Consider the following 25,381-nt stretch of genomic DNA (forward strand, 5'->3'; position numbering starts at 1 on the left):
AATAAAATAGAAAATAATAAAGAGCAAAGATAAAAGAATTATGTTGGTATCTTTGCCCTAATAATTTTAGATAGTAGAAAATCAGAATAGCAATTTCTAACTTCTAACTTTTAATTTCTAACTTTCAAAAAATGTCAAGAGACACACAACTTAAAGAGCGCTGGGATAAGCTTGTCGATATACTTTCTAATCAATTTTCACAAGGTGAAGATTTGGATTTGGATGCCATTATTTTTTTAATCGGAGTTCAGGAATTGGGTCAGGTACACCGAGAATATAAAAAAGACGAAAAACTAAACCTGATGCACATCGCTATTTGTCGTTTGCTGGAGCCTTATGGCTTTTATGAGTTCGACTTTTTTGATGAAGAAGGCTGGCCGCATTACAAAGTAAAGGAACAATTGCCCGCTTTAAAAGCAGGGGAACAATCGGTTTTAATGAAGGAAGCCATTGTGAGTTATTTTATAGAAAAACAACTTATTGATTGATTCGTTGTTATTTTATGACAGAAGTGTAGAAAAACTTCCAACTTCTAACTTCTAACTTCTAACTTTTTGCTTAAATTTGCACACTCAATTATTGGATGAAAATGATAGATAAGATAAAAGAATATATTGGTGAAGCACAAGCTTTTTCAACACAAGACACTGCCGAATTAGAATCATTTAGAATTAAGTTTTTAGGAAGTAAAGGAATTCTAAAAGAATTTTTTGCTGAATTTAAAAATGTACCTAACGAACAAAAGAAGGAATTTGGTCAGGTAATTAACCTGCTTAAGACTTCTGCAGAGGAAAAAGTAAAATCAATCCAGGAAACTTTAGAAAGCAAAGAAGAATCTAAAGGAATTTATGGCGATTTGACCCGTGCTGCCGAACCTGTAACTATTGGTTCCCGTCATCCTATTTCTATTGTAAAAAACCAAATCATAGATATCTTTTCAACCATTGGATTCAATGTTTCCGAAGGTCCTGAAATCGAAGACGATTGGCATAATTTTACTGCTTTGAACTTGCCAGAATACCATCCGGCACGTGACATGCAGGATACTTTTTTCATCCAGACCAATCCCGATATTTTATTGCGTACCCACACTTCATCGGTTCAGGTGCGTTATATGGAGAACAATAAACCGCCTATCAGAACCATTTCTCCGGGACGTGTTTTCCGTAATGAAGCCGTTTCATCACGTTCACATTGTATTTTCCATCAGGTGGAAGGATTGTATATTGACAAAGACGTTTCTTTTGCCGATTTGAAACAAACGCTTTTGTATTTCACTAAAGAGATGTTTGGAAAGTCAAAAATCCGTTTGCGTCCTTCTTATTTCCCGTTTACGGAACCAAGTGCCGAAATTGATATTTATTGGGGACTAAAAACCGAAACGGATTACAGAATTACCAAAGGAACCGGTTGGTTAGAAATTGGTGGTTGTGGAATGGTAGATCCTAATGTTTTGAAAAACTGTGGCATCAATCCTGACGAATATAACGGATTTGCTTTTGGAATGGGAGTAGAGCGTATCGCAATGTTGTTGTATCAAATTGGAGATATCCGTATGTTTTATGAAAACGATGTACGTTTCTTAGAGCAATTCAAATCGATTATATAATTTGAGTCCTTAGTTTTTAGTCCCTAGTCCTTAGCAAATACACTTTACTAAGGACTAGGGACTAAGTACTCTTCATCTGAACTATGAAAAAAGATATTACAATCCCCGAAGTAGAAAACGTATTTATTGCTGCCGTTCAGGAATGGAGCGATGATTTTATGGAGAAAGTTTGGTATGCTTATTTAGTAAACGACAGCGATTTTAACATCGAAAGCGCTATGGTGGTTTCTAAAGCTTTTGGAACTATCGATGGCGAAATGAAGAAAACCTCTATTTTGCGTCATGCTTTTGTGGAAGTTCCTGCTGTTTCGGTAGTGAAAATAGAAATGGTGGAGAAAAGTGTTTTAGCCTTGAATAACGAATTCATGCTGACTTTCTTTATTGGGAACACTTTGTACGACAAGAAATTTATTTTTAAAGCCAATTCCATTAACGAAAACAATACCGAAGAAGTACCTATTCTATTTGTAGAAGGGGTGATTGTGAGATAAGCTATTAGCTAAAAAATATTGACCGCAAATTGCTTCGCCAATTCGCTATCGCTCGAGCCGCAAATTATAAATGTGAATTTGCGGTTTTTTGTATTTTATAATGTACAAAAAATCTGCCTTTTACAATATTATTTTTATATATTTGCTTGCAAAAAAAACGGAAATTATTTTTCAGGCTGATTTTGGTAGAAAATTTTATAAACACTTGTACTAGTAAAATTACCCCAAAATTTAAAAAGTATTAACGGTCAAAAGAACCAAAATAGGAATCTGAAGAAATCTGTAAGTAGGTAATTAACACATATACTTTTATGAAGAACAAATTAATTTTACTAACATCTATAATTGCAATTTCTTGTCAAAACAATGTTCCAAAATGTGACGATCCAGAAGTTACTAAAACTATTTATTCAATTCTTAGTGAAAATAAAGACAAAATTAAAGATAGATATGGAGTAGCCCCTTTATCTTTTTATCCTAATGAAAAAATAAATTCAGAATATGTAAAATTATCAGAGATAATAACCACCAACAAAGATTCTGAATTAAAAAGTTGTGGTTGTGAGGCAAAGCTTTCAATTGCAACCCTATTTAATAAAGGATATGATTCTAATGGAAATGTAAAAATTAAATTGATTGATAAATTAATATCTGAAGGAGTAATACAATATATGGCTCAAAGTAATTCAGAAGAAGGTATTATTGTAAAAGTAGAAGATATATCTCAATTAGAATCGAAACATAAATAAGCTAATAAATACAAGTTAATTTTAATATCAGAACTTATTATTTAATATGAATCCTGAAAAAGTAAATCCTAGAAATTTTGTAATAGAAGAAATAATTTACGATAACGATGATTTTTCAATTGCATATGGAAGATTTGAAAATGGAGAAAATTGTATTGCTATGAGATGGAATGGTTATGGAGATAGTGATAAAGGATATCCGAAAACATTTGGTAATCCAATGTGGTTTATTGTTGAAAATAGGTTAAAACTAATATTTATTAAATCATTAATTGGAGAAGAATTTGCGAAAAATGATAATATATTAAAAGTTTTAAAGAACGAAATATAATTTGATTGCGCAGATTTACACAATCCCTGTTAGTGCGCTAATCCTTTATTGTTTGAAATATTTATTTTCACGTAGATTCTACAGATTTCAGCAGATTTTTTTAATAGTTTTTCTGTATCAATCTGCTTAATCTTCATGCTAATGAATTAGAATTCTTAGAAAGAATAAAACCGCAAATTCATAGAATATAATCTGTGAATCTGCGGTTTTTTTTATCTAAAATAGGATTAAACTAATCCAGTTTTTCAGTCAGTTTTTTAAATACGGTTTTGGCGTTTTTACCTTCATACAAAATTTCATGAACGGCATCTATAATTGGCGTTTTGGCACCATAACCTTGGTTGAGTTTGTAGGCGCTTTTAGCAGCATAATAACCTTCGGCCACCATGCTCATTTCCATCTTGGCACTTTTTACGGTGTAGCCTTTCCCAATCATGTTTCCGAACATTCTGTTTCTTGAAAAAACCGAATATCCTGTAACCAACAAATCGCCCAGATAAGCAGAATCATTGATGTTGCGTTTCATTTTGTGTACTTTTCGAATGAATTTCTTCATTTCGCGAATGGCATTACTCATCAAAACCGATTGGAAGTTATCGCCATAGCCTAAACCATGAGCAATTCCTGCAGCAATAGCGTAAATGTTTTTCAGCATCGCAGCATATTCAGTACCAATAATATCGTCTGTAATTTTAGTCTTGATGTAGTTTCCAGCCAGATTTTTAGCTACATTTTTTGCTTTTTCGGCATCGCCACAAGCAATAGTTAGATAAGATAAACGTTCCAAGGCGACTTCTTCGGCGTGGCAAGGTCCTGTAATTACGCCAATATTGTAATAAGGAATGTCGTATTGAAAATGAAAATGTTCCCCAACAATCAAACTCGTTTCGGGAACAATACCTTTAATCGCTGAGAAGATGATTTTATCTTTAAGGGAAACCGTTAATTTTTGTAATTCGGCATCTAAAAAAGCCGAAGGAATGGCAAAAATAACATAGTCAGCATAAGAAACAGCTTCGTTGATGTCATTAGTAAGTTTTAGCTTTTTGGTGTCAAACTCAACAGAGCTAATGTAGTTTGGGTTGTGTTTATGTGCTTTTATATGCTCAATTGCCGATTCATTACGCATGTACCATGAAACTTCAGAAAGATTAACACAGAGCATTTTTGTAATGGCTGTTGCCCAACTTCCACCGCCAATTACTGCAAACTTTATATTTTCACTCATCTTTTTATAGTTTAATCAAAAGTACTTAAAAATGTAGTAATGAAGCAAGGGGAATTGTTTCGAATTGGGATTGGACTTATAAATGAAATTGTAATTTTTTTTAATTTTTTTCTGAATAATTACAATAAATAGAATGTTTCTTTCGTTATAAGTTTTTGTATATAAGTAGTTTGTGTTTTAGAATTATTAGAATTAGTTAATTTAGTTTTGGTGTTATTTAAAAGGCGTCTAAGAAATTTCGAAGACGCCTTTTTTGTTGATTTAGAAATAAGTAAGAATTAGTAACTTAATTCTACAATGGCTTTTAGTTTTTCCAAAGTAATATTTTGTTTTTCTCCCATAGCTTTCCAGCCTCTTTCATCAAAACGGTTCACGATAAAATCGGCAGTTTTGCTGTAATCATCTGTGTATTGCGATAATTTTGTGTCTATTCCCATCGTGTGGAAAAACGCTACAGTTTTGTTGATGGCTTCATTAGCAATTTCGTTATCAGTTCCGGATAAATTAAAGATGCGTTTTCCGTATTGTGCCAGTTTTTCTTTTTTGGTTTCGAATAAAACGCGGTATAAATTAGGTCCAATAATAGCCAATGTTCTGGCATGATCAATTTCATAAAGTGCTGTTAATTCGTGACCAATCATATGCGTTGCCCAATCGGTTGGAACTCCTTTTGCGATTAATCCGTTTAAAGCCATCGTACAACTCCACATAAAGTTAGATGCCAGCGCATAATCGGCAGGATTCTCCACTACTTTTGGTCCCACTTCGATTAAAGTTTGTAAAATTCCTTCGGCAATTCGGTCTTGTAAATAACCGTCGTGTGGATAGGTTAAATATTGTTCCATTACATGTGTGAAAGCATCAACAACTCCGTTTTGCAATTGTCTTTTTGGTAAAGATTGAATTACCGTAGGGTCGCAAATGGAGAATTGCGGGAACAAGGCGCTTCCGCCAGAAGCTAATTTTTCCTGAGTTGCTTTAATCGTTACCACATATCCGGAATTCATTTCGCTTCCCGTTGCCGGAAGTGTTAGAATTGTTCCAAATGGCATCGCATTTTCTTTTATTAAAATATGTTTTTGAAGAATATCAATTGGATTTCCGTCAAAGTTAACAGCTGCCGAAATGAATTTTACCCCGTCAATTACCGAACCTCCGCCTACAGCCAGGATAAAATCAATTTTTTCTGCTTTTATCACTTCAACGGCTTTCATCAAAGTTTCAAAATGCGGATTCGGTTCAATTCCTCCAAATTCTACAATTTCAAATCCTTTTAGATTGTCAATTACTTGTTGGTGAATTCCGTTCTTGAAAATGCTTCCGCCACCATAAGCTAATAGGATTTTAGTTCCTTCAGGAATTAATGTGTTTAACTTTTCTATTTGTCCCTTCCCAAAAACCAGTTTGGTAGGATTGTATAATTCGAAGTTTAACATCTTATTTTTTAGTGTTTAATTGTTCTAATAATTTTTGTGCTACTAGTTTAGATGAGGCTGGATTTTGTCCTGTAATTAATATGCCATCTTCAACGGCATAAGGTTGCCAGTTTTCGGTTTTAGAATAAATACCACCATTGGCTTGAAGTACTTCTTCTAATAAAAACGGAACTACATTAGTCAGTCCTACCGCAGCTTCTTCAGTGTTTGAAAATCCGGTTACTTTTTTCCCTTTTACTAAATATTCGTCTTTTATTTTTACGTCTTTTAATACCGCAGGTGCGTGACAAACAAAGGCAATAGGTTTATTGTTGTTGTAGAAAGATTCAATCAATGCAATCGAATTTCTGTCTTTGGTTAAGTCCCATAAAGGGCCGTGTCCGCCAGGATAGAAAACAGCATCATAATCGGATTCTTTTACATGAGCTAATTTTAGCGTGTGTTTTAGTTTAGCCAATAATTCCGTGTCGGCATCAAATCGTTTTGTGTCTTCAGTTGCCGATGCTGGATCGGCACTTTTTGGGTCAATTGGCGGTTGTCCGCCCAGAGGAGTGGCAATGTCAATTTGAATTCCTTTATCTGCTAATTCATAATAAGGTGCGGCCAATTCTTCTGTCCAAAATCCTGTTTTTTCTCCTGTGTTTCCCAGTTTATCGTGACTGGTAACTACAAATAATACTTTTTTCATAGATGTTTTATTTTGTGCTGTTGCAGTCAAAGAAGCTACAGCTGAGATTATAATGCTGAATAATTTAAATTTTTTCATAATTGATTTTTTTTTGTTGTTACAAATTTAGGGCAGATATGTTATTAGTAAAAATAATTTAAATTATGTTTGTGATAAATTTATTTATATCATGGTGAATTTAGAATGGTATCGAACCTTTAAATCGGTATATAAAAACGGAAACTTTTCATTGGCTGCCAAAGAATTATTTATCAGTCAGCCAGCGGTGAGTCAGCAAATTTCTATGTTGGAAGCCCATGTGGGTTATAAATTATTTAATAGAAAATCTAAAGGAGTTGAACCAACAGAATACGCTAAGTTACTCAATAACTTAATCATAGAAGCCTTAGATCGTTTAGAAAATGTGGAAAATGGTTTTCGTTCTAAAGCTTTTGATGCCAATCGTTTAATTACGGTAGGAATCTCGAAACATTTATTTAGTAGTATGGCGAGTCTTTTGATTTCCAAATTTGATTATATCGATTTTAGTTTTCAGGAAAATGATGCGCTTTTCGAATTGGTAAATGCTAAAAAAATTGATTTTGCTATTGTAACCAAAAAGTATGACACCTTTGACACTGTGCAAAAAAAGTTGGGTGACATTAGACAAATCATCGTAGGTTCAAAAAACATTGATGCAACAAAACTACAATCGGACATCAAGAATAGCGATTATAACGCCATTGAAAATTGGCTAAACGATCAAAAATGGTACAGCCATGATTCCGGAATTCCTCATATCAAATTGTTTTGGTTGCATGTTTTCAATAAAAAACGACCTTCGATGGTTCCGAATTATATTATTCCATCAGAGTCCGAAATGCTGAAGGTTCTTTCTAAGAATTTAGGTGTAGCCGTTACTTGGAATATCAATGCACGTTCTTTTATTCAGGATGAAAAATTGCAATTGCTGTGGGAAACAAACCAAATGCCTGAGACTGCAGTATATCTTTTGTCAGCGAAAAATTCAGGGTTTAATTTGGCTGCTCAGGAAATTGAAGAAGAGTTGAAAAAGGTTTTGGGTTAGTTAGAACAATTTATTTCACATAAACCATCATCGATTAATTCTCCATACTTATATGGTCTTATTTTCAAATCGATATAAATTATAAAGAATAGAATAATATAAAGCCAAAACTTATATGACTTATATGGTTTAAAAAATTGAAGTTATAATTTACTTTTTATAAAATAAATTATGGTCGATATATTCCCAAACTTTAGTAGGAATTAGAGGGCGGACATTTTTGTCTAATTTGATGTTTTCCCGAATAAAAGTTGAAGAAATTTCAACAACAGGAGCGTCAATTAAGCGGATTTTAGGATGGTTTTTGAATTCTGAATTCTCGGCTTCAGCTGAGATTCGTGGATACACATAAATCTCATGATGCGCTAAAATGGCTTCGTAATTCTTCCATTTATGCAACGACTTTAGATTGTCTTCACCCATAATCAGTGAAAATTCATGATTTGGGTATTTCTCTTCCAGATGCACTAAAGTCGTTACCGTATAATTAGGCTGCGGCAATTTGAACTCAATATCCGATGGTTTGAGTTTTGGATAGTCTTCTGTGGCGAGATAAACCATTTGCAAGCGATGGTAATCGTCCAGCAAAGTGCTTTTTTTCTTCAAAGGATTGTGTGGTGTAACCACTAACCACACCTGATCTAAGTCGGAATGCTCAGCCATGTGATTGGCAATAATGAGATGTCCAACATGAATGGGGTTGAAAGTGCCGAAATACAATCCTATTTTCATTGTTTTAGTACTTAGTTTTTTAGTCTTTCAAGTTTTTTGAGAAGGCATTAATCATTTTACTTTCTTCTTCTATTAAAAACAGAATCTCATTAAATAAGTTGTCATCAACTACAAAATCTAATTCTTTTGCGATAATTAGTTGTGTTTCAATTTCGTTTAATGAACCTCTGGAAATATTTAAAAAATGATTAAATGATTTGTCTGTTTGTCGCCCAAATCCTTCGGCAATATTTGAAGGAACTGAGATACTGGCTCTCTTTAACTGACTTGTTAAAGCATAAATTTCCTCTTTCGGAAAATCCTTTGTGAGTTTATATATTAAAACCACAATCTTGATACCCTTTTGCCAAATTAATAATTCTTTGTATGATTTAACTCCACTCATAATTTATTGTTTTAGGTTGATTGTTTTTAATACTAAGGACTATGTACTAACTACTAAGGACTATTTACTCACAAACTCCTTTACCAATTGAGTCGCTTCTTCTAATGCCACATCTAAATCATAATTTTTGATAACTACATCAAATTGCGGAGCAGTTGCCAATTCTACGTGAGCTTTGGCAATTCGCATATTGATTTTTTCTTCGCTTTCGGTAGAGCGTTCTTTCAAACGTCTTTTTAGTTCGTCCACGCTAGGTGGTTTTACAAAAACAGCCAAAGTTTCTTCGGGGAATTTGTGCTTGATGCGCAATCCACCAGCCACATCAATATCAAAAATCACGTTTTTGCCCAAAGCCCAAATGCGTTCTACTTCGCTTTTTAAAGTTCCGTAAAAGTTATCTCTGTAAACTTCTTCCCATTCTACGAAATCCTCGTTTTTGATATGTTTCTTAAATTCGTCCAAAGAGATAAAATAGTAATCCTTTCCGTTTACTTCTTCGCCTCTGGCTTCACGGGTTGCCGCCGAAATAGAAAACTCTAAATTCAAGTCTTCTTGCTTTAATAAATGCCTAACTATAGTTGTTTTTCCAGAACCTGATGGCGCCGAGAATACGATTAATTTTCCTTTTTTCATTTTTTTATTATTAGTCCTTAGTCCTTAGTGTTCAGTCCTTAGTTTTTTCTAGGGACTAAGTGCTAGGGACTAAATTACTCTATAGAACATTCAAAACCTGTTCTTTGATTTTTTCCAATTCGTCTTTCATCATCACGACTAGTTTTTGCATTTGTGCATGATTGGATTTAGAACCCATGGTGTTGATTTCGCGTCCCATTTCCTGAGTAATGAAACCTAATTTTCTTCCATTAGCTTCTGTTCCATTGATAGTTTCTAAGAAATAATCCAAATGATTTGTCAAACGCACTTTTTCCTCAGTGATGTCTAATTTTTCTAAATAATAGATTAATTCTTGTTCAAAACGATTTTCGTCAACATTTACTTTTAACTCATCAATGGCGGTTTGCAAACGGTCTTTGATGGCCTGAACGCGTTCCGGATCAAGAGCCAGTGCATCATTCATGTATTGACGGATGTTTCCAATACGTAATTGGAATTCTTTTTCAAGCGAAAGACCTTCATCTTTTCTAAAAGAAAGAATGTTATTTAAACTCTCGTTGATTACTTCTTTTATCTGAGCCCATTCGTTTTCGTCAATTTCCTCTCTTTCCACTTTCATAGTGTCAGGCATACGCACGGCCATTTTCATCAATTCGGTTTCATCGGCATCAGCATACACTTCTCTTAACTGGTTGATGTAGGCTTTTACAATAGGTACATTGACTTTGGTCGAAGTTTGCTCAGCGGTACTTTCGATATAAATAGAAAAATCTACTTTTCCTCTTTCTAGTGTTGAGGCAATTTGTGTACGCAATCCCAATTCCATTTCGCGGTAAAGCGAAGGCATTCGTACATTTAAGTCCAGGCCTTTACTGTTTAAAGATTTGACTTCGACTGTTATTTTTTTGGTTGGTAATTGCAAAGTGGCTTTACCAAAACCCGTCATAGATTGTATCATATTGTTTCTTAAAAAGTGCTCAAAGATAAGGAAAAGTTTGTAGCCTTTGTTTTTCCTTTTTTTACCATTAAGAGATTAAGAATGTTAAGTCTAAATTTCCTTAATTTCTTAATGGTTTGTATGAAATTGGAAATTATTTGTTTTCCAATGCTTTCATCACCTGAAGGATATTTTGTTGGCTGTTGCCAATGTAAATTTTTCCATCAATAATAAAAACCGGGCGACTGATGAAGGTGTAATGTTCCAGAATGTATTTTTTAAAATCTTCTTCGGTTAAGGATTTGTCTTTTAAACCCATCGATTTGTACAATTGTGCTTTTTTGCTAAAAAGCGCTTCGTAACTTCCCGAAAGCGCATACATTGCTTCCAGTTCTTCAGCAGTAATTGGGTCTTGTTTGATGTCGTGAAAAACTAGATTGTGGTCTTTTGGTAATGATTTGATGATTTTTCGACAAGTGTCGCAAGAAGCGAGATAGTATATTTTGTTAGCCATAGTTTTTATTTCTTTGTGCAAAGAAAAATCATTTGCGACGTTAAATGCGTATTTTTGCTCAAAATTTACAAACTCAATACAATGAAAGATATTTTAGAGATTACCAAGACCAGTAGAAACATGATTTCTAAATTGATCCAGGGATATACTTTAGAACAATTAAATAAGGTTCCTGAAGGATTTAAAAATAATTTGATTTGGAATGTAGCTCATGTTGTGGTTACCCAACAATTATTGGTTTATAAACTGGCTGGTTTGCCTGTGATGGTTTCTGATGAATTGATAGAAAAGTACAAGAAAGGAACTCAAACGGAGCATGAGGCAACTCAGGAAGAAGTAGATGAAGTTTTGTCTTTGTTGCATACTACAATTGAGCAAACTGAGAAAGATGTTGAAAATAATTTGTTTCAAAATTTTAACGAATATCCTACCTCTACAGGATTTGTTTTAAAAAACAATCGCGACTCGATGGAGTTTAATAACTTTCATGAAGGACTTCATATTGGTGTGATTATGGCTATTCGAAAATTGGTATAATCCATTTCGTTTGAAAATATTTTATAGCAAAAGAGCTTCCAGTGGAAGCTCTTTTTATTATTTTTGATGAGATGGTTTAATATTTATTGCAAGTAGTAAATGTAGCCTACGTTGAACCAAACTAACCAATCGTTGGCCTTATTTTCTTTATATAAATCCGGATTTGGTTTTAAGCCGTCAACCCAATCAGAGAAATAGTATTGAAATCGTAAATCGACCATTAAATCGCTTAGTGGCGTTAATTTGTAACGGGTTCCTACGCTGGATACAACTGACCAAACGCTGCCGCCTTCGGTTGAAAATCCATATTGGCGATTATCGGTAGGAGTCAGGTATTTTGGATAGGTGGTCAATGGTGTTCCTAAAGGTCCCATGGTAGAATAAGCTTCGGTGTTGTAATAGCTAAACTGGGCTCCAAGACTTACAAAAGGGCCTAAACTTCCTATTGTTGCCGAGAAGTCTCTAATACTTAAAGGAAAATATTCTAACTGCATCCCTAAATTAGTCACGGCACTATTTCCTTTCATGGCACGCAATTGATCGGCTTGAAGTGAAGTTCTTTCGGGGCGTACCCATTCGCCAAAGTGTTCAAATTCGGTTTTATTATATGATAATTCGCTTCTTAGTTTAAAGTGGTCGTTAAAATAAGTTTCAGGACTGTAACAATCACATTCTGCGGTATAAGAGAAGTTGATGTAATGAATGATTCCTACTCCAATTCCGGTATTTCCTGCATTTGTACTAAGATCATGGCGTTCCCCGTAATCAGACTGAAAAGCAACCGGGCCGGCAATAGCTCCTATTTCATGTGAAAAACCTAACTGCGCATTCATTTTATTGGAAATTCCAAGTAATAGAAATAGTGAAAATAAAGTTAGCCAATTATTTCTGAGCATTTTCCTAGCATTCGAGTAGGAACAAAGATATAAAAACATTATTTCTCTATTCAAATAATAGTAAACTAATTAGCATAAAATTTCTTTCGAATTTTAGTATATTGTGTAATAAAATGGATGATTTGAATTTTATACAAAATAAGTTAATTCTTTCTTTTTTTAAGTTAATTATGAATAGTGTTTTTCTATAAAATGTATATTTGTAGAAAGAGTAATGCCGGTTATTATGTAGAAAAAGTCCCGTAATTCAGCAAATTAGGTAAGATTAAATAAAGTATTCAATAGCATTGGAATAAAATAATAAATAGCATAAAATATTTTTTTAACTAAAAATCCAAGATAGTATGTCTCAAGCGATTCAAGATTTTATAAATGGGGTAACTCTTAAAAATCCCAACGAACCCGAATTTTTACAAGCCGTTTTAGAAGTTGCCGAAACAGTCATTCCTTTTATTGAGCAAAATGCTAAATATCAGAACAAGATGCTTTTAGAGCGAATGGTGGAGGCTGATAGAATTGTTATTTTTCGGGTGGCATGGATTGATGATAAAGGCGAAATCCAGGTGAACAGAGGTTATCGTATCCAGATGAACTCGGCAATCGGGCCATATAAAGGCGGACTTCGTTTTCATCCAACGGTAAATTTGAGTGTCTTAAAATTTTTAGCTTTCGAACAAACCTTTAAAAACAGTTTAACTACTTTGCCAATGGGTGGAGGAAAAGGAGGTTCGGATTTTGATCCAAAAGGAAAATCGGATAATGAGGTAATGCGTTTTTGCCAAAGTTTTATGATTGAATTGTCTAAATATATTGGAGCTGATATTGATGTTCCGGCAGGAGATATTGGAGTAGGCGCAAGAGAGGTAGGGTATCTTTTTGGACAATACAAAAAAATTAGAAATGAATTTACGGGCGTTTTAACGGGTAAAGGAGTTTCTTTTGGAGGTTCGTTAATCAGACCCGAAGCTACAGGATATGGTGTGGTTTATTTTGCCCAAAGTATGCTGGCTACCAAAGGAAATGATATGAAAGACAAAATTGTTACGGTTTCGGGTTCCGGAAATGTGGCACAATACGCTGTTCAAAAAGCCACTCAGCTAGGAGCTAAAGTTGTTACGATGTCAGATTCAGCGGGCTATATTTATGATGCTGACGGAATCGATGCCGAAAAATTAGCTCATGTTATGTATTTGAAAAACGAATTGCGAACCCGAATTAGCGAATATGTTCTAAAATATCCCAATGCAAAATACATTGAAGGAGCGAAGCCATGGGAACAAAAATGTGATATTGCCTTGCCTTGTGCCACTCAAAACGAGTTGGATGAAGAAAGTGCCAAAACTTTAGTGGCCAACGGTTGTATTTGTGTTGCCGAAGGAGCTAATATGCCTTCCACTTATGAGGCAGTGGTTGTTTTTCACGATGCTAAAATTTTGTTTGCTCCGGGAAAAGCTTCTAATGCCGGTGGCGTAGCTACTTCAGGATTAGAAATGTCGCAAAATTCCCTGCGATTGAGCTGGACTGCCGAGGAAGTGGATGAAAAATTGAGGAAGATTATGCTTAATATTCATGCAGCCTGTGTTCAATTCGGCGCTGATGCCGATGGTTATGTTGATTATGTAAAAGGAGCTAATATTGCCGGTTTTGTAAAAGTTGCCGATGCCATGCTGGCTCAAGGGGTAGTTTAGTTTTTTAGTCCTTAGTTGGTGAGTCCATAGTCCTTAGTCCTTAGTCCATAGTCCTTAGTTCTTAGTCTTTTAAGTCCTTAGTTTCTAGTGTTTAGTATAAACGTTATATACTTTTTACAAAACTAACTACTAAGGACTAATTAATAGGTGCTCGGGACTAATTACTCACCAACTAAGGACTATGTACTAAGGACTAGAAAGACTATCTTCGCAAAAAATCAAATTCATGCAAATTAAAACCAAGGCAATTGTTATTTCGGCTTTAAAATACCAGGAAAAAAGTCTGATAGTAAAGTGTTTTACGTTGTCGCATGGATTGAAATCTTATTTTGTTCGAGATGCTTTTTCGAGTAGAAAAACCAGTCAAAAAATGGCTTATTTTCAGCCGATGACTATTCTGGAAATCGAAGCCAATCACAAGAACAAAGGGACTTTAGAGCATTTTAAGGAAATTAAAATTGCGGCCCCATTTCAGTCGATACATTCTGATATTTACAAGAGTACCATTGTGCTGTTTCTTTCGGAAATTTTGCATCATTCCATTCATGAAGAAGAAAAAAATGAGACGCTTTTTACTTTTTTGGAAACTGCCTTGCATTGGTTAGACGAACATGATGAAATGGCTAATTTTCATTTGATGCTAATGCTCGAAATGACCAAATACCTGGGTTTTTATCCCGATACTTCCGATATGGATATGCCTTTTTTCGAAATGAACGAAGGTGTTTTTACTCCCTTTCATGCCATTGGTTCTTTAAGTGAGCATGAAACCCAATTGTTCAAAAAACTCATTTCTTTAAAATTCGATAACGACCAAAAAGTGTTTCATGTTATCGAAAGACAACTGCTTTTAAAAATTCTGATTGACTATTACGCCTATCATTTAGATGGTTTTAAAAGACCAAAATCGCTTGATGTTTTAAAGGAGGTTTTTTCTTGAATTGTTTATGACTTTCAGCTAAGCGAGCTAAAAAAAAAGGCCACAGACCTGTCTGCCGACAGGCAGGTGACACCGATGAAACGGATTATCACAGATTATTTTTAAATATTCAATTAGAACAGCTTTATAGTCAATCCTGTCAGAGTTTAAAACTCTGACAGGGTTTTAAATTATTAATCAATCTTAAAAGTATCAATTGGAACGGGCTTTAGCCCGTTTACAAATTAAAGCTTCCCAAAGGCTTTAGCCAAAATCTAAATCAAGATTTGGCTAAAGCCTTTTCTGTTTTAATCTCTTTAGGTTTAATTCCTCGAAGTTCTGCTTCGTTTTTTACCGCAGATTCGCAGATTATAATATGAAAATCTGCGAATCTGCGGTTTTTTTTCTAATGCCTCGTGGGCTCTGCCCCGAGGCAGTTTATTAATTCAAATCATCTGGTTAAAGCCAGACGCTATTCACAAAACAATAATTATCCAAAACCCCATCCGTAGTCTATCACTTATAAAAAAATCAAAAAAAGAACTAAAAAAACTACAAACCAAAAGAAAAATAGTTTAGCTTTGAGTGTATAATCTTATTAATTATTAACCATTAAACTATTAATTTATGTCAAATTTACTCAACAACCGTGTAAACACTACGGCTACGGCAGCACAGCTAACAGCAGTAAAAACTGCATTTCAAACCATTTTAACCAACCTTCCATTTCTGGTAGGACTTACTGCCGACGAAAGGAAATCCTTAAACGCCATTGATGTCAACAACAAAGCCTTTGCCGAAGATGCTCTTAATGCTGCGGTAAACAATGCTACGCTGGTTCCCGGCTATATTTCGGTGCCTAATATGCAAAGCGACCTGACTCTTTTTGCCCAAATGGACGAAATCTCGGGATTAGCCAACCAATTGTGCGAACGCATTGACGATACTAAAATGCTGGCGGGTAGCGAAGCCTATAATACAGCACTTAGCCTGTATAAATCCTTTGGGGCTGCCGCCGATGCCGGAGTGGTGGGTGCCGACAGCATTGTTGATAAACTCAAAACTCGTTTTGCAAGCAAAACTACTAGTGAGCCGGTTACAGTACCTCCGGCACCTCCAATAGCATAATATTAAAAACTAATGCTGTCAAAAAGGCTAAGCTCCTAAATACAGAAAAGCCACCCCGCCCGCCGCGGCGGGCACTCCTCCAAAGGAGGGGAAATTACGCTACTTCCCCTCCGCTGGAGGGGTGCCTGACACAAGCGACAGCGAACTGGCGAAGCAAAGGCGGGGTGGTTTATTAAGATATTAAACATTATTTCCAGCCCCATTGTAGCAATGGGGCTTTTTTATGCCTAAAAGGGACATAAAATGTCTTCTATAGGGACTAAAAAAGTCCTAAAAAGTCTTTTTTAAGTATGTTAACGACCTTTTTAAGTATCATAATAGGCTCTTTTTAGTACTAAATAGACTTTTATAAGTACTATAAGGGGCATTTTAAGTACTAAAAGACCTTTTTTTAGTACCCTATAGGGTGTTTTTTAGTACCTATACGCCTTTTTTAGGGTCTATTGTGGTAAAACAATGACCTAATTTTGCTTATATTTGATACTATTAATCTAAAAAATAGCGGATTATGTCTGATAATACTAACCAAGCCCAAGCGGGACAATACCCCCCAATAGGTAATTTTATCCATTACCATATTACGCAGCAAACCCATACCAAAAGCACAATTGCCAAAGCAATGGGGATAGCCCCTAAAGGATTAAGGGCTTATTTTAAGAGAGACACACTGCAGTTTGCCGTTTTGTGGAAACTAAGCTTGGTACTTAAACATAATTTTTTGGCACAACTGGGCGAATACCTACCGTACCGTTTTGAAACCATACAGGAAAAAGCCCTAAAAAAAGAACTGCAAGAAAAAAACGAGCATATCCAGAAACTGGAAATACAGCTCGAAACCTTAAGAGAAATTATGAAGAAGTAGCAATTTTGTAAGATTTATTTATATATTAGCGGAAAATAAATAAACGCAATAGCTATTGCGTATATCATACCAAATACAGACAGATAGGCGCAATAGAGTTGCGTATATTTATGAGTTAGGTGCAAGCCTAAAGAACGACACCACCGAGACAAACCAACAACCAAATTCAAAATTTCTACAAAATTGAAATGGTAACTTTGACGAATGAAAATACTGATTATAGAAGACGAAAACGAACTTGCCGACAGCATCTCCGAATATCTTTCAGAAGAAAACTATTTGTGTGAGTTTGCCCGAACTTATAATCAAGCATTGGAGAAAATCGAATCATTTCATTACGACTGCATCTTGTTAGACATTATGTTGCCAGACGGCAACGGAATGAAAATTTTAGAAGAACTAAAAAAGCAAAACAAGCAAGACGGTGTAATTATCATTTCGGCAAAAAACGCATTAGACGACAAAATAAAAGGACTTCAAATTGGTGCAGACGACTATTTGACAAAGCCTTTTCATCTTTCTGAATTAGCAGCAAGGATTTACTCGGTTATCCGAAGAAAACAATTCAGAAATTCAAATACCGTTCGACAAAATGAATTAGAAATAGACTTGCTTGCAAAGACTATTTCAGTTCATAATCAACTTGTTATTCTAACCAAAAAAGAATTTGATTTATTGCTCTACTTTGTCGGGAATAAAAACAGAGTAATTTCAAAAAGCACCTTGGCTGAACATCTTTCAGGCGATTTTGCCGATATGTTAGACAATCACGATTTTGTGTATGCTCATATCAAAAATCTCAAAAAGAAATTAAGTGAAGCAGGATGCGAAAGTTACTTAAAGACTGTTTACGGAACAGGTTATAAATGGGAAGGATGAATAAATTACTAAACAAATCGCTTAAATCATTCACCATTTACGCACTTATTGTTTTAGCGGCAAGTGTTCCAGCATACCTTTATTTGGTTGATAGCATTTGGCTTCGAGAGTTAGATGAACACAATGAAATTGTTGCCGACAGAACTGAAAACGAACTCAATAATTTAAATCTATCCGAAACCGAATTGAATCAAAGTATAATGCTTTGGAACAAAATTCAACCCGGAACAAACCTGCAAAAGACTACTTTAGAAAAAAACAGAAAGGACAGCACCTATACAGTATCTAGAAAAAATCCTTATGTAACCCACGAAGATATTGACCGATTTCGTGGGCTTTCGAGAGTGATTGAAATAAATGGACAAAATTATTTACTCACCTTAGAAACCAATGTTGAAGAAACCGAAGAAACCGTTGTTGCAATCGCTATTCTAACCTTTTTGTTTTTTCTGATTTTGGTTGTCGGTTTTCTGATTCTAAACAGACGACTATCCGTCAAGTTATGGCAACCCTTCAGAAACACCTTGGCGAAGTTAAAAGCCTTTAATCTCAATACTCAAAGCAATATTTCATTTGAAAAATCAACTATCCTTGAGTTTGAAGAATTAAATGTGGCTTTGAATAAATTAATAGAACATACTGTTTCGGTTTATAAATCTCAAAAAGAGTTTACCGAAAATGCCTCTCACGAATTGCAAACACCTTTGGCAATCATTAAAAACAAACTGGATATACTTCTGCAAAAAGAAGCTCTAACAGACAGGCAATATCAACTAATTGAAGACATCAATAAAGCGTTGACAAGGGTTTCTCGAGTTAACAAAAATCTTTTGTTGCTTGCCAAAATAGAAAACCATCAGTTTGCTGATAGCGAAACAATAAATTTAAGCGAATTAACCCAAGAATGCATAGAGCAATTGCAAGAACATTTTTCAAACAAAGAACTGAGCCTAAAAACATCGATAGAAAAAGATTGTATCGTTACAGGAAATAGAATTTTGATTGAAATTCTAATCAACAATTTATTGCTCAACTCGATTAGGCACAACTTACTAAAAGGAACAGTTGAAGTTAAGTTGAGCAAATCGGGCTTTATTATTAGCAATTCAGGAAGGACTGCATTGGAGCAAGAACAGCTTTTCAAACGGTTTAAAAAAGCTTCTGACGAAAGTTCAGGAAGTGGGCTCGGCTTGGCTATAGTTGAGCAAATATGTAAACGACATCATTGGGAAATCTACTACGATTTTCAAAAAGAAACACACACTTTTAAAATCAGCTTCTAAGGCAATTCAAAATTTCTTCTAAATCGCTTCTGAACTTTGCAGGGTAACTTAAAAATTATCCAATTTATGAAGCGTATCATAGCAACTTTGTTGATTCTGTTCTCCATCACCATCGTAAAGGCTCAAGAAATAGATAGTCTTTCATTCATCAAATCGAAAAGAATGTCTGATGATGACCTTGCTAAAAAGAAAGAAGGAACATTTATTACAGGAATTCCAGACTTCTCTTCCGACCCAGTTACGGGATTTGGCTTTGGTGCAAGAACAAACATTTATTGGAATGGCAACCGAGATAACCCTTTATTCCCTTACACGCCTTATTTAATGAAACTGACAGCCAATGCGGCTTATTACACTTCAAATGCAAGAGAATTAATTTTAAAATTGGATGTTCCCTACTACAAAGGAACACGTTGGAGATTTAAAGTCGACTTCAAAGCACAACAGAATCCTGCTAACCTTTATTTTGGACTAACTGAATCCACGCTCGGACAACTTCGATTACCCTCGGACGAAAACACAACCTTTTCAACCTATAAAGAATTTGACAGAGCGAGAAAAATAGTAAGACCAGGTGGAGTTGGAGAAGCTGATTTGGTAACAGATGCACTCTCAAACCGATTTAGGGAAACCGAATATATGCTCAACCTTAAAGCCGATTATGCACTTGGAAATGGTAAGTGGCGGATAATGGGTGGTTATGAAATACAACATTTGAGCTACGCCACTTTTGAAGGAATGGAAGCGGATGCAATTGACCCAATTACAGGACAGAACACGACCGCTCCAAACGGAATTTCACTTTTAAGACGTGATTTTGAAAACGGTTTAATTTCGGGCGTTGACGGTGGTTGGGTTTCCATTATTCAAACAGCGTTGATTTTTGACACAAGAGATTTTGAACCCGACCCTACAAAAGGTTATTACTTTGAAATAGCAAATGAATATTCCAGTAAATACATTGGTTCACAATTCGATTTTGATAAACTTTTCATTCAAGGACGAGCCTATCAGAAAATACCAGTTGGAAAAAGGACTGTTTTAGCAGGACGATTCGGTGTCGGAAACATTTTTGGAAACAATGCACCATTTTTTGAATTTCAAGACCAATGGAGTCCAGAAGGAAGTATCAACGCATTGGGTGGCAGACAATCATTGCGTGGCTATCGAGCCAACCGATTTTTGGCTCGTTCAATGTGGTTTACCAATGTAGAATTGAGAGTTAGACTTGCAGAAACTCAAATTGGAAAGCAAAGATTTGCCTTTGGAGTAGCACCGTTCTTTGACGCAGGTACAGTAAGAGACCGTTGGCAAGACTTGAACTTTAAAAACATTAAAACTTCCTATGGCGGTGGACTTAGAATTGCTTGGAATCAATCCACCGTTTTATCATTTGACTATGGACATTCAAAAGAAGACAGATTATTTTACTTCGGTATTGGACAAGCATTTTAGACCTCAAAAACGACTGACTTAAACATAAAAAAAGTATCTTAGTCGAACGAAAAACAAGAAGGCCAGCACCTAACAGCGGCTTGGCGTAATGGCGGGTTCAGTGCTTCGTATGACAGTTTTGTGGTAGGTTCAAGTGCAGTTCTTCGATTGAACTTTTGTGCTAAAAATCCGCCACTACGCCAAGCCGCAAAACGTTAGCGGCAAGCATAGAGCGACACCCAAACAACAGACCGAACCATAAAAAATTTAGATTTGCAAAATGAAATTAACGATATTATCAACAGTATTTTTCTTGACAACAGGACAGTTGTTTGCACAAAACGACCTTGCATTTAATTGGACACCTAAACCAACAGGACAGACCTCAAATTTCGGTTTGACATCAAACAGCAACATCACTTCAACAAAAGAAGTATTGGTAAGACCGTTTATAACAGACGATGCCAGAGTAGTTGGAGAACGACTTGCTCAACTTGAATCTTGGATACGAGTGGACAAAGAAGCGGGGCAACATTGGATTTTAGGTGCTTACGGACCTAACAAAAAACTTGAATTGACAGCAGGCGGAGTTTACGGTTATCAAGTAGAACACGACAGCAAAAAGACATTTGCTTATGCTTTACCGTTATTACAAGCAAAAATTCTGTTCAAGGAATATAAACCAAATAAACCCCCGGGTTTTGGAATGGTAGTTGGGACATTTTTACCCGTTGGACAAGGTTCATTTAAACCAGCAGGTTACGGAACATTTGGCTACTTGACAGTTTCACAATGTTTTGGTGAAGGCGACAAATTTCTGTTTCACGGAAATCTTGGTGGCAATTATTTACACGTTGACGGCTCAAACCAGTTAATCTCAACGTGGGGTTTAGGGACACAGATAAAAGCATATAAAGGTATGCACTTAGTGGGCGAAGTTTTTTCAGGCGACCCATACATTCCAGGGACAGGGACATCTTGGCAAGTAGGTTATCGCTATTTTTTCAGTGACCTATTGCAAGTTGATATGACAGTTGGTGACGGAATTGCAGGGGACGTAATAATGCCTTTTTGGTTTAGTGCAGGTGTTCGTATTGTGACAGAAAAATTCTTGAAAAAGAAGAATGCCAGCCGCTAACAGCCGTTTTGCAAAAGCGGGGGTTTCGTGCTTCTATGACAGAGAAGTGCTAAATCCAAGCTTTGTGCATTTAATGAAGTTTAGTGCTGAAAATCCCCGCCTTCGCAAAGCGGCAAAACGTTGGTGGCAAGCGTCCGAGAACCGAAAACTAACGAGAAACAAATCTTAAAAATGCCGAAAACAGCTTCAATATTTTTAATTTTCTTTGTATTTGCAGGATGCAAATACAAAGAAAATTCTTGGTTGAATAATTACAAAGAAATTAAGTGCAAATACGCAAAAATCGAAGAATTAAGAAGTAATGATAGTTTAAATAAAATCAATAAGTTAGGAAAAGAATTATCCGAAATTAAAACTGAAATTAGCAAAATAGACAAACCAATTATTGAACAAATAACAAAATTAGAAAATTCAAGAAGTGAAATTGTTGTTGAATATTTAAGTAAAAGTAATCAAATTACAGACCAACAAACTGACAAATTTGGTCATAACTCAACACCTGAATTTGAAAAGAAACTTTCCCAAAATGAAAAAGAAGCAAATTCAAAAACCAAAGTTTTTGAAAACAAAATTGAGTTTTTATATCAAAAATTAGCTAAAAACAATAAATATCAAGAACTAAAAGCTAAAGAAAGTAAAATTAAATCCGAAATAGACGAAGAATATATTTCTATAAAAGAAAAATATTCAAAGCAATTAGAAAATTTACAATACGATTTAAATTATCTGAATGCTCAATTCAAAGAATTAACTGCAAATTTAAATACTCAAGAATTAAAAACATTAACTAAAAACAGAGATAGCATTAAACAAAATCCGTGTAACTTTACAATCAAAAATTAACAAAATGAACAGAAAAGATTTTTTAAAAAGTGGATTAATATTAGGCGGAGCAACATTGTTACCAACAAATTCTGTTTTTAGCCAAAGTCTAATTGAAAACAAAACTGATTTGTTAGTTGACAAAGACGGAAATTTTTTTCAACAACCTTTACTTTATACTGAAAGTTTTCTTGAACCTTTTATGGACGCAGAAACTTTACATTTGCATTACACTTTTCATCACGGAGGAGCTGTAAAAGGAGCAAACAAAGATTTGCAAATGATAAAAAAATCTTTAGAAGAGAATAATCTTGAAACTGTCGATTATTGGACAAAAAAATTATCGTATCATCTTTCTTCTCACATTTTACATTCTATATTTTGGACAAACTTAACCAATAAAGCAAATTTACCAAAAGGCGATTTATTAAAACGAATAGAAAAAGATTTTGGAAGTTTTGATAAACTAAAAATGTATTTAGCAAAAACTTCAAAAGACGTTGATGGAAATGGTTGGGGAATTTTAGGTTATCAACCTTACACCGATAAATTGACAATTTTACAATGTGAAAATCACGAAAAACTGACACAATGGGGCGTAATTCCATTGCTTGTAATTGACGTTTGGGAACACGCATATTATCTGAAATTCAGAAATAAGCGAACCGATTTTGTTGACAATTTATTCAGCATTATAAATTGGGATAACGCATCAGAAAGATTAGAAAACGCATTAAAAATGATGAAATAGAAAACGGAAAAACGAAACCGCCCAAAACGCCAGCCACCAACAGCAGTTTGGCAATATGGAGGGTTTTGGCTTAATTTGAAGTTGGTTTTGTACTTGAAAGTTAGTGTTAAACCGAAAGTTTGGCTTCCTTAATCCGCCACATCGCCAAGCTGCAAAACGTTAGCTGTGATTTTAACCAACGACAATGCAAAAATTTAAGACCGAAATAGTAGAACTGAAAAATAAAAAGTTTGTGACAATTAGACAAGCTGAAATTGACGATGCAGAAAGATTACTAAACTGTATTAAAACATATGTGCCTCAAAGTGCTTATATTCCGAAACTTGAACAAGAAATAAAACTTACTATTGAACAAGAAAAGGAATGGATAAATTCCTTTTTGACAAATGATAATTCATTACTTTTAGTTGCCGAATATAATGACGAAATAATTGGTAATATTGATTTAACAGGAAGTAGAAGAAAAATAATGGAACATACAGCCGTAATTGGAATGGGTATGTTGAAAGAATGGAAAAATACAGGACTTGGAACAGCTTTATTAAAATTTGGAATTGAATGGGCAAAAGAAAATACAATTCTTGAACTACTTTGGCTTCAAGTATACACAGACAACGAATTAGGATTAGGTTTGTATAGAAAAATGGGATTCGAAGAAAACGGAATAATGAGAAACTTTTTTAAGCAAGACGGAGAATACTTTGACAATCTAACAATGACAATGAACGTGAAATAAAAAACCACAGCTAACAGCAGTTTGGCAAAATGGCGGGTTCGGTGCTAAATTGAACATTTGGTTTTCAAATGAAGTTTAGTGCTAAATTGAAAGTAAGTCCTTCAAAGTCCGCCACTTCGCCAAGCTGCGAAACGTTACCCAACATAATAAAGAAAAGGACAGCATATAATTAAAACCAATAAATACAGTATTTTTGAGAAACATTAAAAAAACACAATTATGGAAAAAGTTTTGAAAAATAGCATCTTTCTAGCATTCTTTTCGATTACATTTTTTTCTTGCAGCGATATAAGCAAAAAAGTTGACGAAAAGATGGAACAGTTACTAAAAAAAACAGAATCATTAGACTCATTGCTAAACCAAGAGGTCGATAAAGTTTTAACTCTCGATTCACTTATCGATAAAGAACATCAAAAGGTAATAAAACTTGATTCACTTATACAGAAATCATCCACTAAACTTGATTCTGTAGTTAATAAAATTACAAAACCTTTAAGTAAATAATTATAAACCAATTAAATACCGCAAAAATGAAATGTCCAAATTGCAAAGATGTAAATCTGGTTATGACCGACCGCAACGGAATAGAAATTGACTATTGTCCTGAATGTCGAGGTGTTTGGCTTGACCGCGGTGAACTTGATAAAATCATTGAAAGGTCAACTCAAAACGATACTCCCACACAAAGTGATATATTTCATGGCAAGCAATATCATTCAAGGGACAATGAATATCGTTACAAAAAAAAGAAAGGCATCTTAGGAGAGCTTTTTGACTTTTAAAAGTAATTCTATTGAATCTGTTTGGAAATAATTTATTTTTATGTCAAAAAAGTTGCAAGTCAAAAATAGAGAATTAGTTGTCTTTTTGAAAAAAGATGATTTTTTTGACAATACATTATCAGAAAAAGTAAAAAAAATAATTAGTAAAATACCTGACAGAAATCTGACATTATCTGAAATAATAAACCTATTAGGAAACGACGGTTTATTACTATTTGCATCAATTTTATCTATAATATTTCTCATTCCGGTATCAATACCTGGTTTCAGTACTGTATTTGGGATTTTCATCTTTTTTATAGGAATAAGTAATCTAACAAATAAAAGCTTATGGCTACCTTCCTCTATAAAAAATAAGTCATTTCCAGCCGAAAAGTTACGCATTGCTCTAAACAAAGGGTTAAAGTGGTTCCATTATTTAGAAAAAATGAGTAAGCCGCATCGACTTAGTCTCCTTATATGCAACAAAATTGCTAGTACAATCAATGGTTTTTTGATTTTATTTGGTTCTATTTTGCTAATGGTACCATTGGGATTAATGCCCTTTAGTAATACTTTGCCTGCATTAATTATTCTTTTTCTATCAATAGGAATTATTCAGAAGGATGGAATTATAATTCTTCTTGGATATTTTTCCGTTTTGGGAGCTTTTATATATTTTGGATTATTTTTTTCGACTATAATTTTAGCTTTAAAAAAAATAGTTGAAAGCATTACATTGTAGATTTTTATTAACAACCATACA

General features: G+C 34.6%; 30 protein-coding genes. 21 read left to right on the plus strand and 9 right to left on the minus strand.

The features are described from left to right. The first annotated feature begins 131 nt into the window (after positions 1 to 131). The 5 genes from FDM27_RS05575 (at position 132) to FDM27_RS05595 (ending at position 3,180) form a co-directional block, all read left to right on the plus strand. Positions 132 to 488 (plus strand): hypothetical protein, encoded by a 357-nt coding sequence (locus tag FDM27_RS05575; protein WP_071184501.1) that lies wholly within the window; start codon positions 132 to 134, stop codon positions 486 to 488. Between the two features lie 101 nt (positions 489 to 589). Beyond that, the gene (gene pheS / locus FDM27_RS05580; protein ID WP_071186209.1) at positions 590 to 1,609 is read left to right on the plus strand and encodes a phenylalanine--tRNA ligase subunit alpha; all 1,020 of its coding nucleotides are present in this window, start codon (positions 590 to 592) and stop codon (positions 1,607 to 1,609) included. Positions 1,610 to 1,692: 83 nt separating this feature from the next. Continuing rightward, on the plus strand, positions 1,693 to 2,100 hold the full coding sequence (locus FDM27_RS05585; RefSeq protein WP_071184502.1) for a hypothetical protein: 408 nt from the start codon (positions 1,693 to 1,695) through the stop codon (positions 2,098 to 2,100). Between the two features lie 311 nt (positions 2,101 to 2,411). Continuing rightward, a complete protein-coding gene (locus FDM27_RS05590) occupies positions 2,412 to 2,849 on the plus strand; it encodes a hypothetical protein (RefSeq protein ID WP_140485531.1) in 438 nt (145 codons plus the stop codon). Positions 2,850 to 2,895: 46 nt separating this feature from the next. Further along, entirely contained in the window at positions 2,896 to 3,180 is a 285-nt protein-coding gene (locus FDM27_RS05595; protein WP_140485532.1) for a hypothetical protein, read from the plus strand. A gap of 232 nt (positions 3,181 to 3,412) precedes the next feature. Here the strand turns inward: FDM27_RS05595 and FDM27_RS05600 are convergent, their stop codons facing one another. The 3 genes from FDM27_RS05600 to FDM27_RS05610 all read right to left on the minus strand — a co-directional run bounded on the left by FDM27_RS05600 (position 3,413) and on the right by FDM27_RS05610 (position 6,610). Next, on the minus strand, positions 3,413 to 4,408 hold the full coding sequence (locus FDM27_RS05600; protein ID WP_140485533.1) for an NAD(P)H-dependent glycerol-3-phosphate dehydrogenase: 996 nt from the start codon (positions 4,406 to 4,408) through the stop codon (positions 3,413 to 3,415). 278 nt (positions 4,409 to 4,686) lie between these two features. Next, entirely contained in the window at positions 4,687 to 5,844 is a 1,158-nt protein-coding gene (locus tag FDM27_RS05605; RefSeq protein WP_140485534.1) for an iron-containing alcohol dehydrogenase, read from the minus strand. A 1-nt stretch (position 5,845) separates the two neighbouring features. Then, positions 5,846 to 6,610 (minus strand): type 1 glutamine amidotransferase domain-containing protein, encoded by a 765-nt coding sequence (locus FDM27_RS05610; RefSeq protein WP_181161638.1) that lies wholly within the window; start codon positions 6,608 to 6,610, stop codon positions 5,846 to 5,848. Between the two features lie 91 nt (positions 6,611 to 6,701). On the opposite strand from FDM27_RS05610, the gene FDM27_RS05615 reads away from it, so the two are divergent. Next, a complete protein-coding gene (locus FDM27_RS05615; protein WP_140485535.1) occupies positions 6,702 to 7,598 on the plus strand; it encodes a LysR family transcriptional regulator in 897 nt (298 codons plus the stop codon). Positions 7,599 to 7,748: 150 nt separating this feature from the next. Here the strand turns inward: FDM27_RS05615 and nadD are convergent, their stop codons facing one another. The 5 genes from nadD to FDM27_RS05640 all read right to left on the minus strand — a co-directional run bounded on the left by nadD (position 7,749) and on the right by FDM27_RS05640 (position 10,781). Continuing rightward, a complete protein-coding gene (gene nadD, locus FDM27_RS05620) occupies positions 7,749 to 8,330 on the minus strand; it encodes a nicotinate (nicotinamide) nucleotide adenylyltransferase (protein ID WP_140485536.1) in 582 nt (193 codons plus the stop codon). A gap of 19 nt (positions 8,331 to 8,349) precedes the next feature. Next, positions 8,350 to 8,715, minus strand: a complete 366-nt coding sequence (locus FDM27_RS05625; protein ID WP_140485537.1) for a four helix bundle protein — start codon at positions 8,713 to 8,715, stop codon at positions 8,350 to 8,352. Positions 8,716 to 8,775: 60 nt separating this feature from the next. Next, entirely contained in the window at positions 8,776 to 9,348 is a 573-nt protein-coding gene (gmk, locus tag FDM27_RS05630) for a guanylate kinase (RefSeq protein WP_140485538.1), read from the minus strand. Positions 9,349 to 9,427: 79 nt separating this feature from the next. Continuing rightward, positions 9,428 to 10,288: a YicC/YloC family endoribonuclease gene (locus tag FDM27_RS05635; RefSeq protein ID WP_140485539.1), complete on the minus strand. Its 861-nt coding sequence runs from the start codon at positions 10,286 to 10,288 to the stop codon at positions 9,428 to 9,430. Positions 10,289 to 10,421: 133 nt separating this feature from the next. Continuing rightward, positions 10,422 to 10,781, minus strand: coding sequence for an arsenate reductase family protein (locus tag FDM27_RS05640; protein ID WP_140485540.1), 360 nt, complete (start codon positions 10,779 to 10,781; stop codon positions 10,422 to 10,424). Between the two features lie 81 nt (positions 10,782 to 10,862). On the opposite strand from FDM27_RS05640, the gene FDM27_RS05645 reads away from it, so the two are divergent. Further along, positions 10,863 to 11,318, plus strand: coding sequence for a DinB family protein (locus FDM27_RS05645; protein ID WP_071184512.1), 456 nt, complete (start codon positions 10,863 to 10,865; stop codon positions 11,316 to 11,318). An 83-nt stretch (positions 11,319 to 11,401) separates the two neighbouring features. Here the strand turns inward: FDM27_RS05645 and FDM27_RS05650 are convergent, their stop codons facing one another. Then, positions 11,402 to 12,214 (minus strand): THC0290_0291 family protein, encoded by an 813-nt coding sequence (locus tag FDM27_RS05650; RefSeq protein WP_071184513.1) that lies wholly within the window; start codon positions 12,212 to 12,214, stop codon positions 11,402 to 11,404. 344 nt (positions 12,215 to 12,558) lie between these two features. Here FDM27_RS05650 and gdhA point away from each other — a divergent pair, with 344 nt between their 5' ends. The 14 genes from gdhA (at position 12,559) to FDM27_RS05725 (ending at position 25,360) form a co-directional block, all read left to right on the plus strand. After that, positions 12,559 to 13,902, plus strand: a complete 1,344-nt coding sequence (gene gdhA / locus FDM27_RS05655) for an NADP-specific glutamate dehydrogenase (RefSeq protein ID WP_140485541.1) — start codon at positions 12,559 to 12,561, stop codon at positions 13,900 to 13,902. A 226-nt stretch (positions 13,903 to 14,128) separates the two neighbouring features. After that, positions 14,129 to 14,842 carry a DNA repair protein RecO gene (recO, locus tag FDM27_RS05660; protein WP_140485542.1) on the plus strand — a complete coding sequence of 238 codons (714 nt, stop codon included), beginning with the start codon at positions 14,129 to 14,131 and terminating at the stop codon, positions 14,840 to 14,842. A 606-nt stretch (positions 14,843 to 15,448) separates the two neighbouring features. Then, positions 15,449 to 15,949 (plus strand): hypothetical protein, encoded by a 501-nt coding sequence (locus FDM27_RS05665; protein ID WP_140485543.1) that lies wholly within the window; start codon positions 15,449 to 15,451, stop codon positions 15,947 to 15,949. A 508-nt stretch (positions 15,950 to 16,457) separates the two neighbouring features. After that, positions 16,458 to 16,811 carry a transcriptional regulator gene (locus FDM27_RS05670; protein ID WP_140485544.1) on the plus strand — a complete coding sequence of 118 codons (354 nt, stop codon included), beginning with the start codon at positions 16,458 to 16,460 and terminating at the stop codon, positions 16,809 to 16,811. A 204-nt stretch (positions 16,812 to 17,015) separates the two neighbouring features. Further along, positions 17,016 to 17,690, plus strand: coding sequence for a response regulator transcription factor (locus tag FDM27_RS05675; RefSeq protein ID WP_140485545.1), 675 nt, complete (start codon positions 17,016 to 17,018; stop codon positions 17,688 to 17,690). Next, positions 17,687 to 18,973, plus strand: coding sequence for a sensor histidine kinase (locus FDM27_RS05680; RefSeq protein WP_140485546.1), 1,287 nt, complete (start codon positions 17,687 to 17,689; stop codon positions 18,971 to 18,973). The genes FDM27_RS05675 and FDM27_RS05680 overlap by 4 nt, the downstream gene beginning before the upstream one ends. Before the next feature lie 66 nt (positions 18,974 to 19,039). Beyond that, complete coding sequence (gene omp85 / locus FDM27_RS05685; RefSeq protein WP_140485547.1) at positions 19,040 to 20,428, plus strand: Omp85 family outer membrane protein; 1,389 nt, start codon at positions 19,040 to 19,042, stop codon at positions 20,426 to 20,428. A gap of 259 nt (positions 20,429 to 20,687) precedes the next feature. Then, a complete protein-coding gene (locus FDM27_RS05690) occupies positions 20,688 to 21,545 on the plus strand; it encodes a hypothetical protein (protein ID WP_140485548.1) in 858 nt (285 codons plus the stop codon). A 171-nt stretch (positions 21,546 to 21,716) separates the two neighbouring features. Continuing rightward, complete coding sequence (locus tag FDM27_RS05700) at positions 21,717 to 22,388, plus strand: hypothetical protein (protein WP_140485550.1); 672 nt, start codon at positions 21,717 to 21,719, stop codon at positions 22,386 to 22,388. A 4-nt stretch (positions 22,389 to 22,392) separates the two neighbouring features. Further along, a complete protein-coding gene (locus tag FDM27_RS05705; RefSeq protein WP_099715584.1) occupies positions 22,393 to 23,118 on the plus strand; it encodes a superoxide dismutase in 726 nt (241 codons plus the stop codon). A gap of 232 nt (positions 23,119 to 23,350) precedes the next feature. Next, positions 23,351 to 23,854, plus strand: coding sequence for a GNAT family N-acetyltransferase (locus FDM27_RS05710; protein WP_255510492.1), 504 nt, complete (start codon positions 23,351 to 23,353; stop codon positions 23,852 to 23,854). A gap of 219 nt (positions 23,855 to 24,073) precedes the next feature. Next, the gene (locus FDM27_RS05715; protein WP_140485552.1) at positions 24,074 to 24,358 is read left to right on the plus strand and encodes a hypothetical protein; all 285 of its coding nucleotides are present in this window, start codon (positions 24,074 to 24,076) and stop codon (positions 24,356 to 24,358) included. A 26-nt stretch (positions 24,359 to 24,384) separates the two neighbouring features. Further along, positions 24,385 to 24,636, plus strand: a complete 252-nt coding sequence (locus tag FDM27_RS05720) for a zf-TFIIB domain-containing protein (RefSeq protein ID WP_140485553.1) — start codon at positions 24,385 to 24,387, stop codon at positions 24,634 to 24,636. A 40-nt stretch (positions 24,637 to 24,676) separates the two neighbouring features. Further along, positions 24,677 to 25,360 carry an exopolysaccharide biosynthesis protein gene (locus tag FDM27_RS05725; RefSeq protein WP_140485554.1) on the plus strand — a complete coding sequence of 228 codons (684 nt, stop codon included), beginning with the start codon at positions 24,677 to 24,679 and terminating at the stop codon, positions 25,358 to 25,360. Positions 25,361 to 25,381 lie beyond the last annotated feature (21 nt).

Source organism: Flavobacterium sp. GSA192 (assembly GCF_006386525.1).
Lineage (GTDB): Bacteria > Bacteroidota > Bacteroidia > Flavobacteriales > Flavobacteriaceae > Flavobacterium > Flavobacterium commune.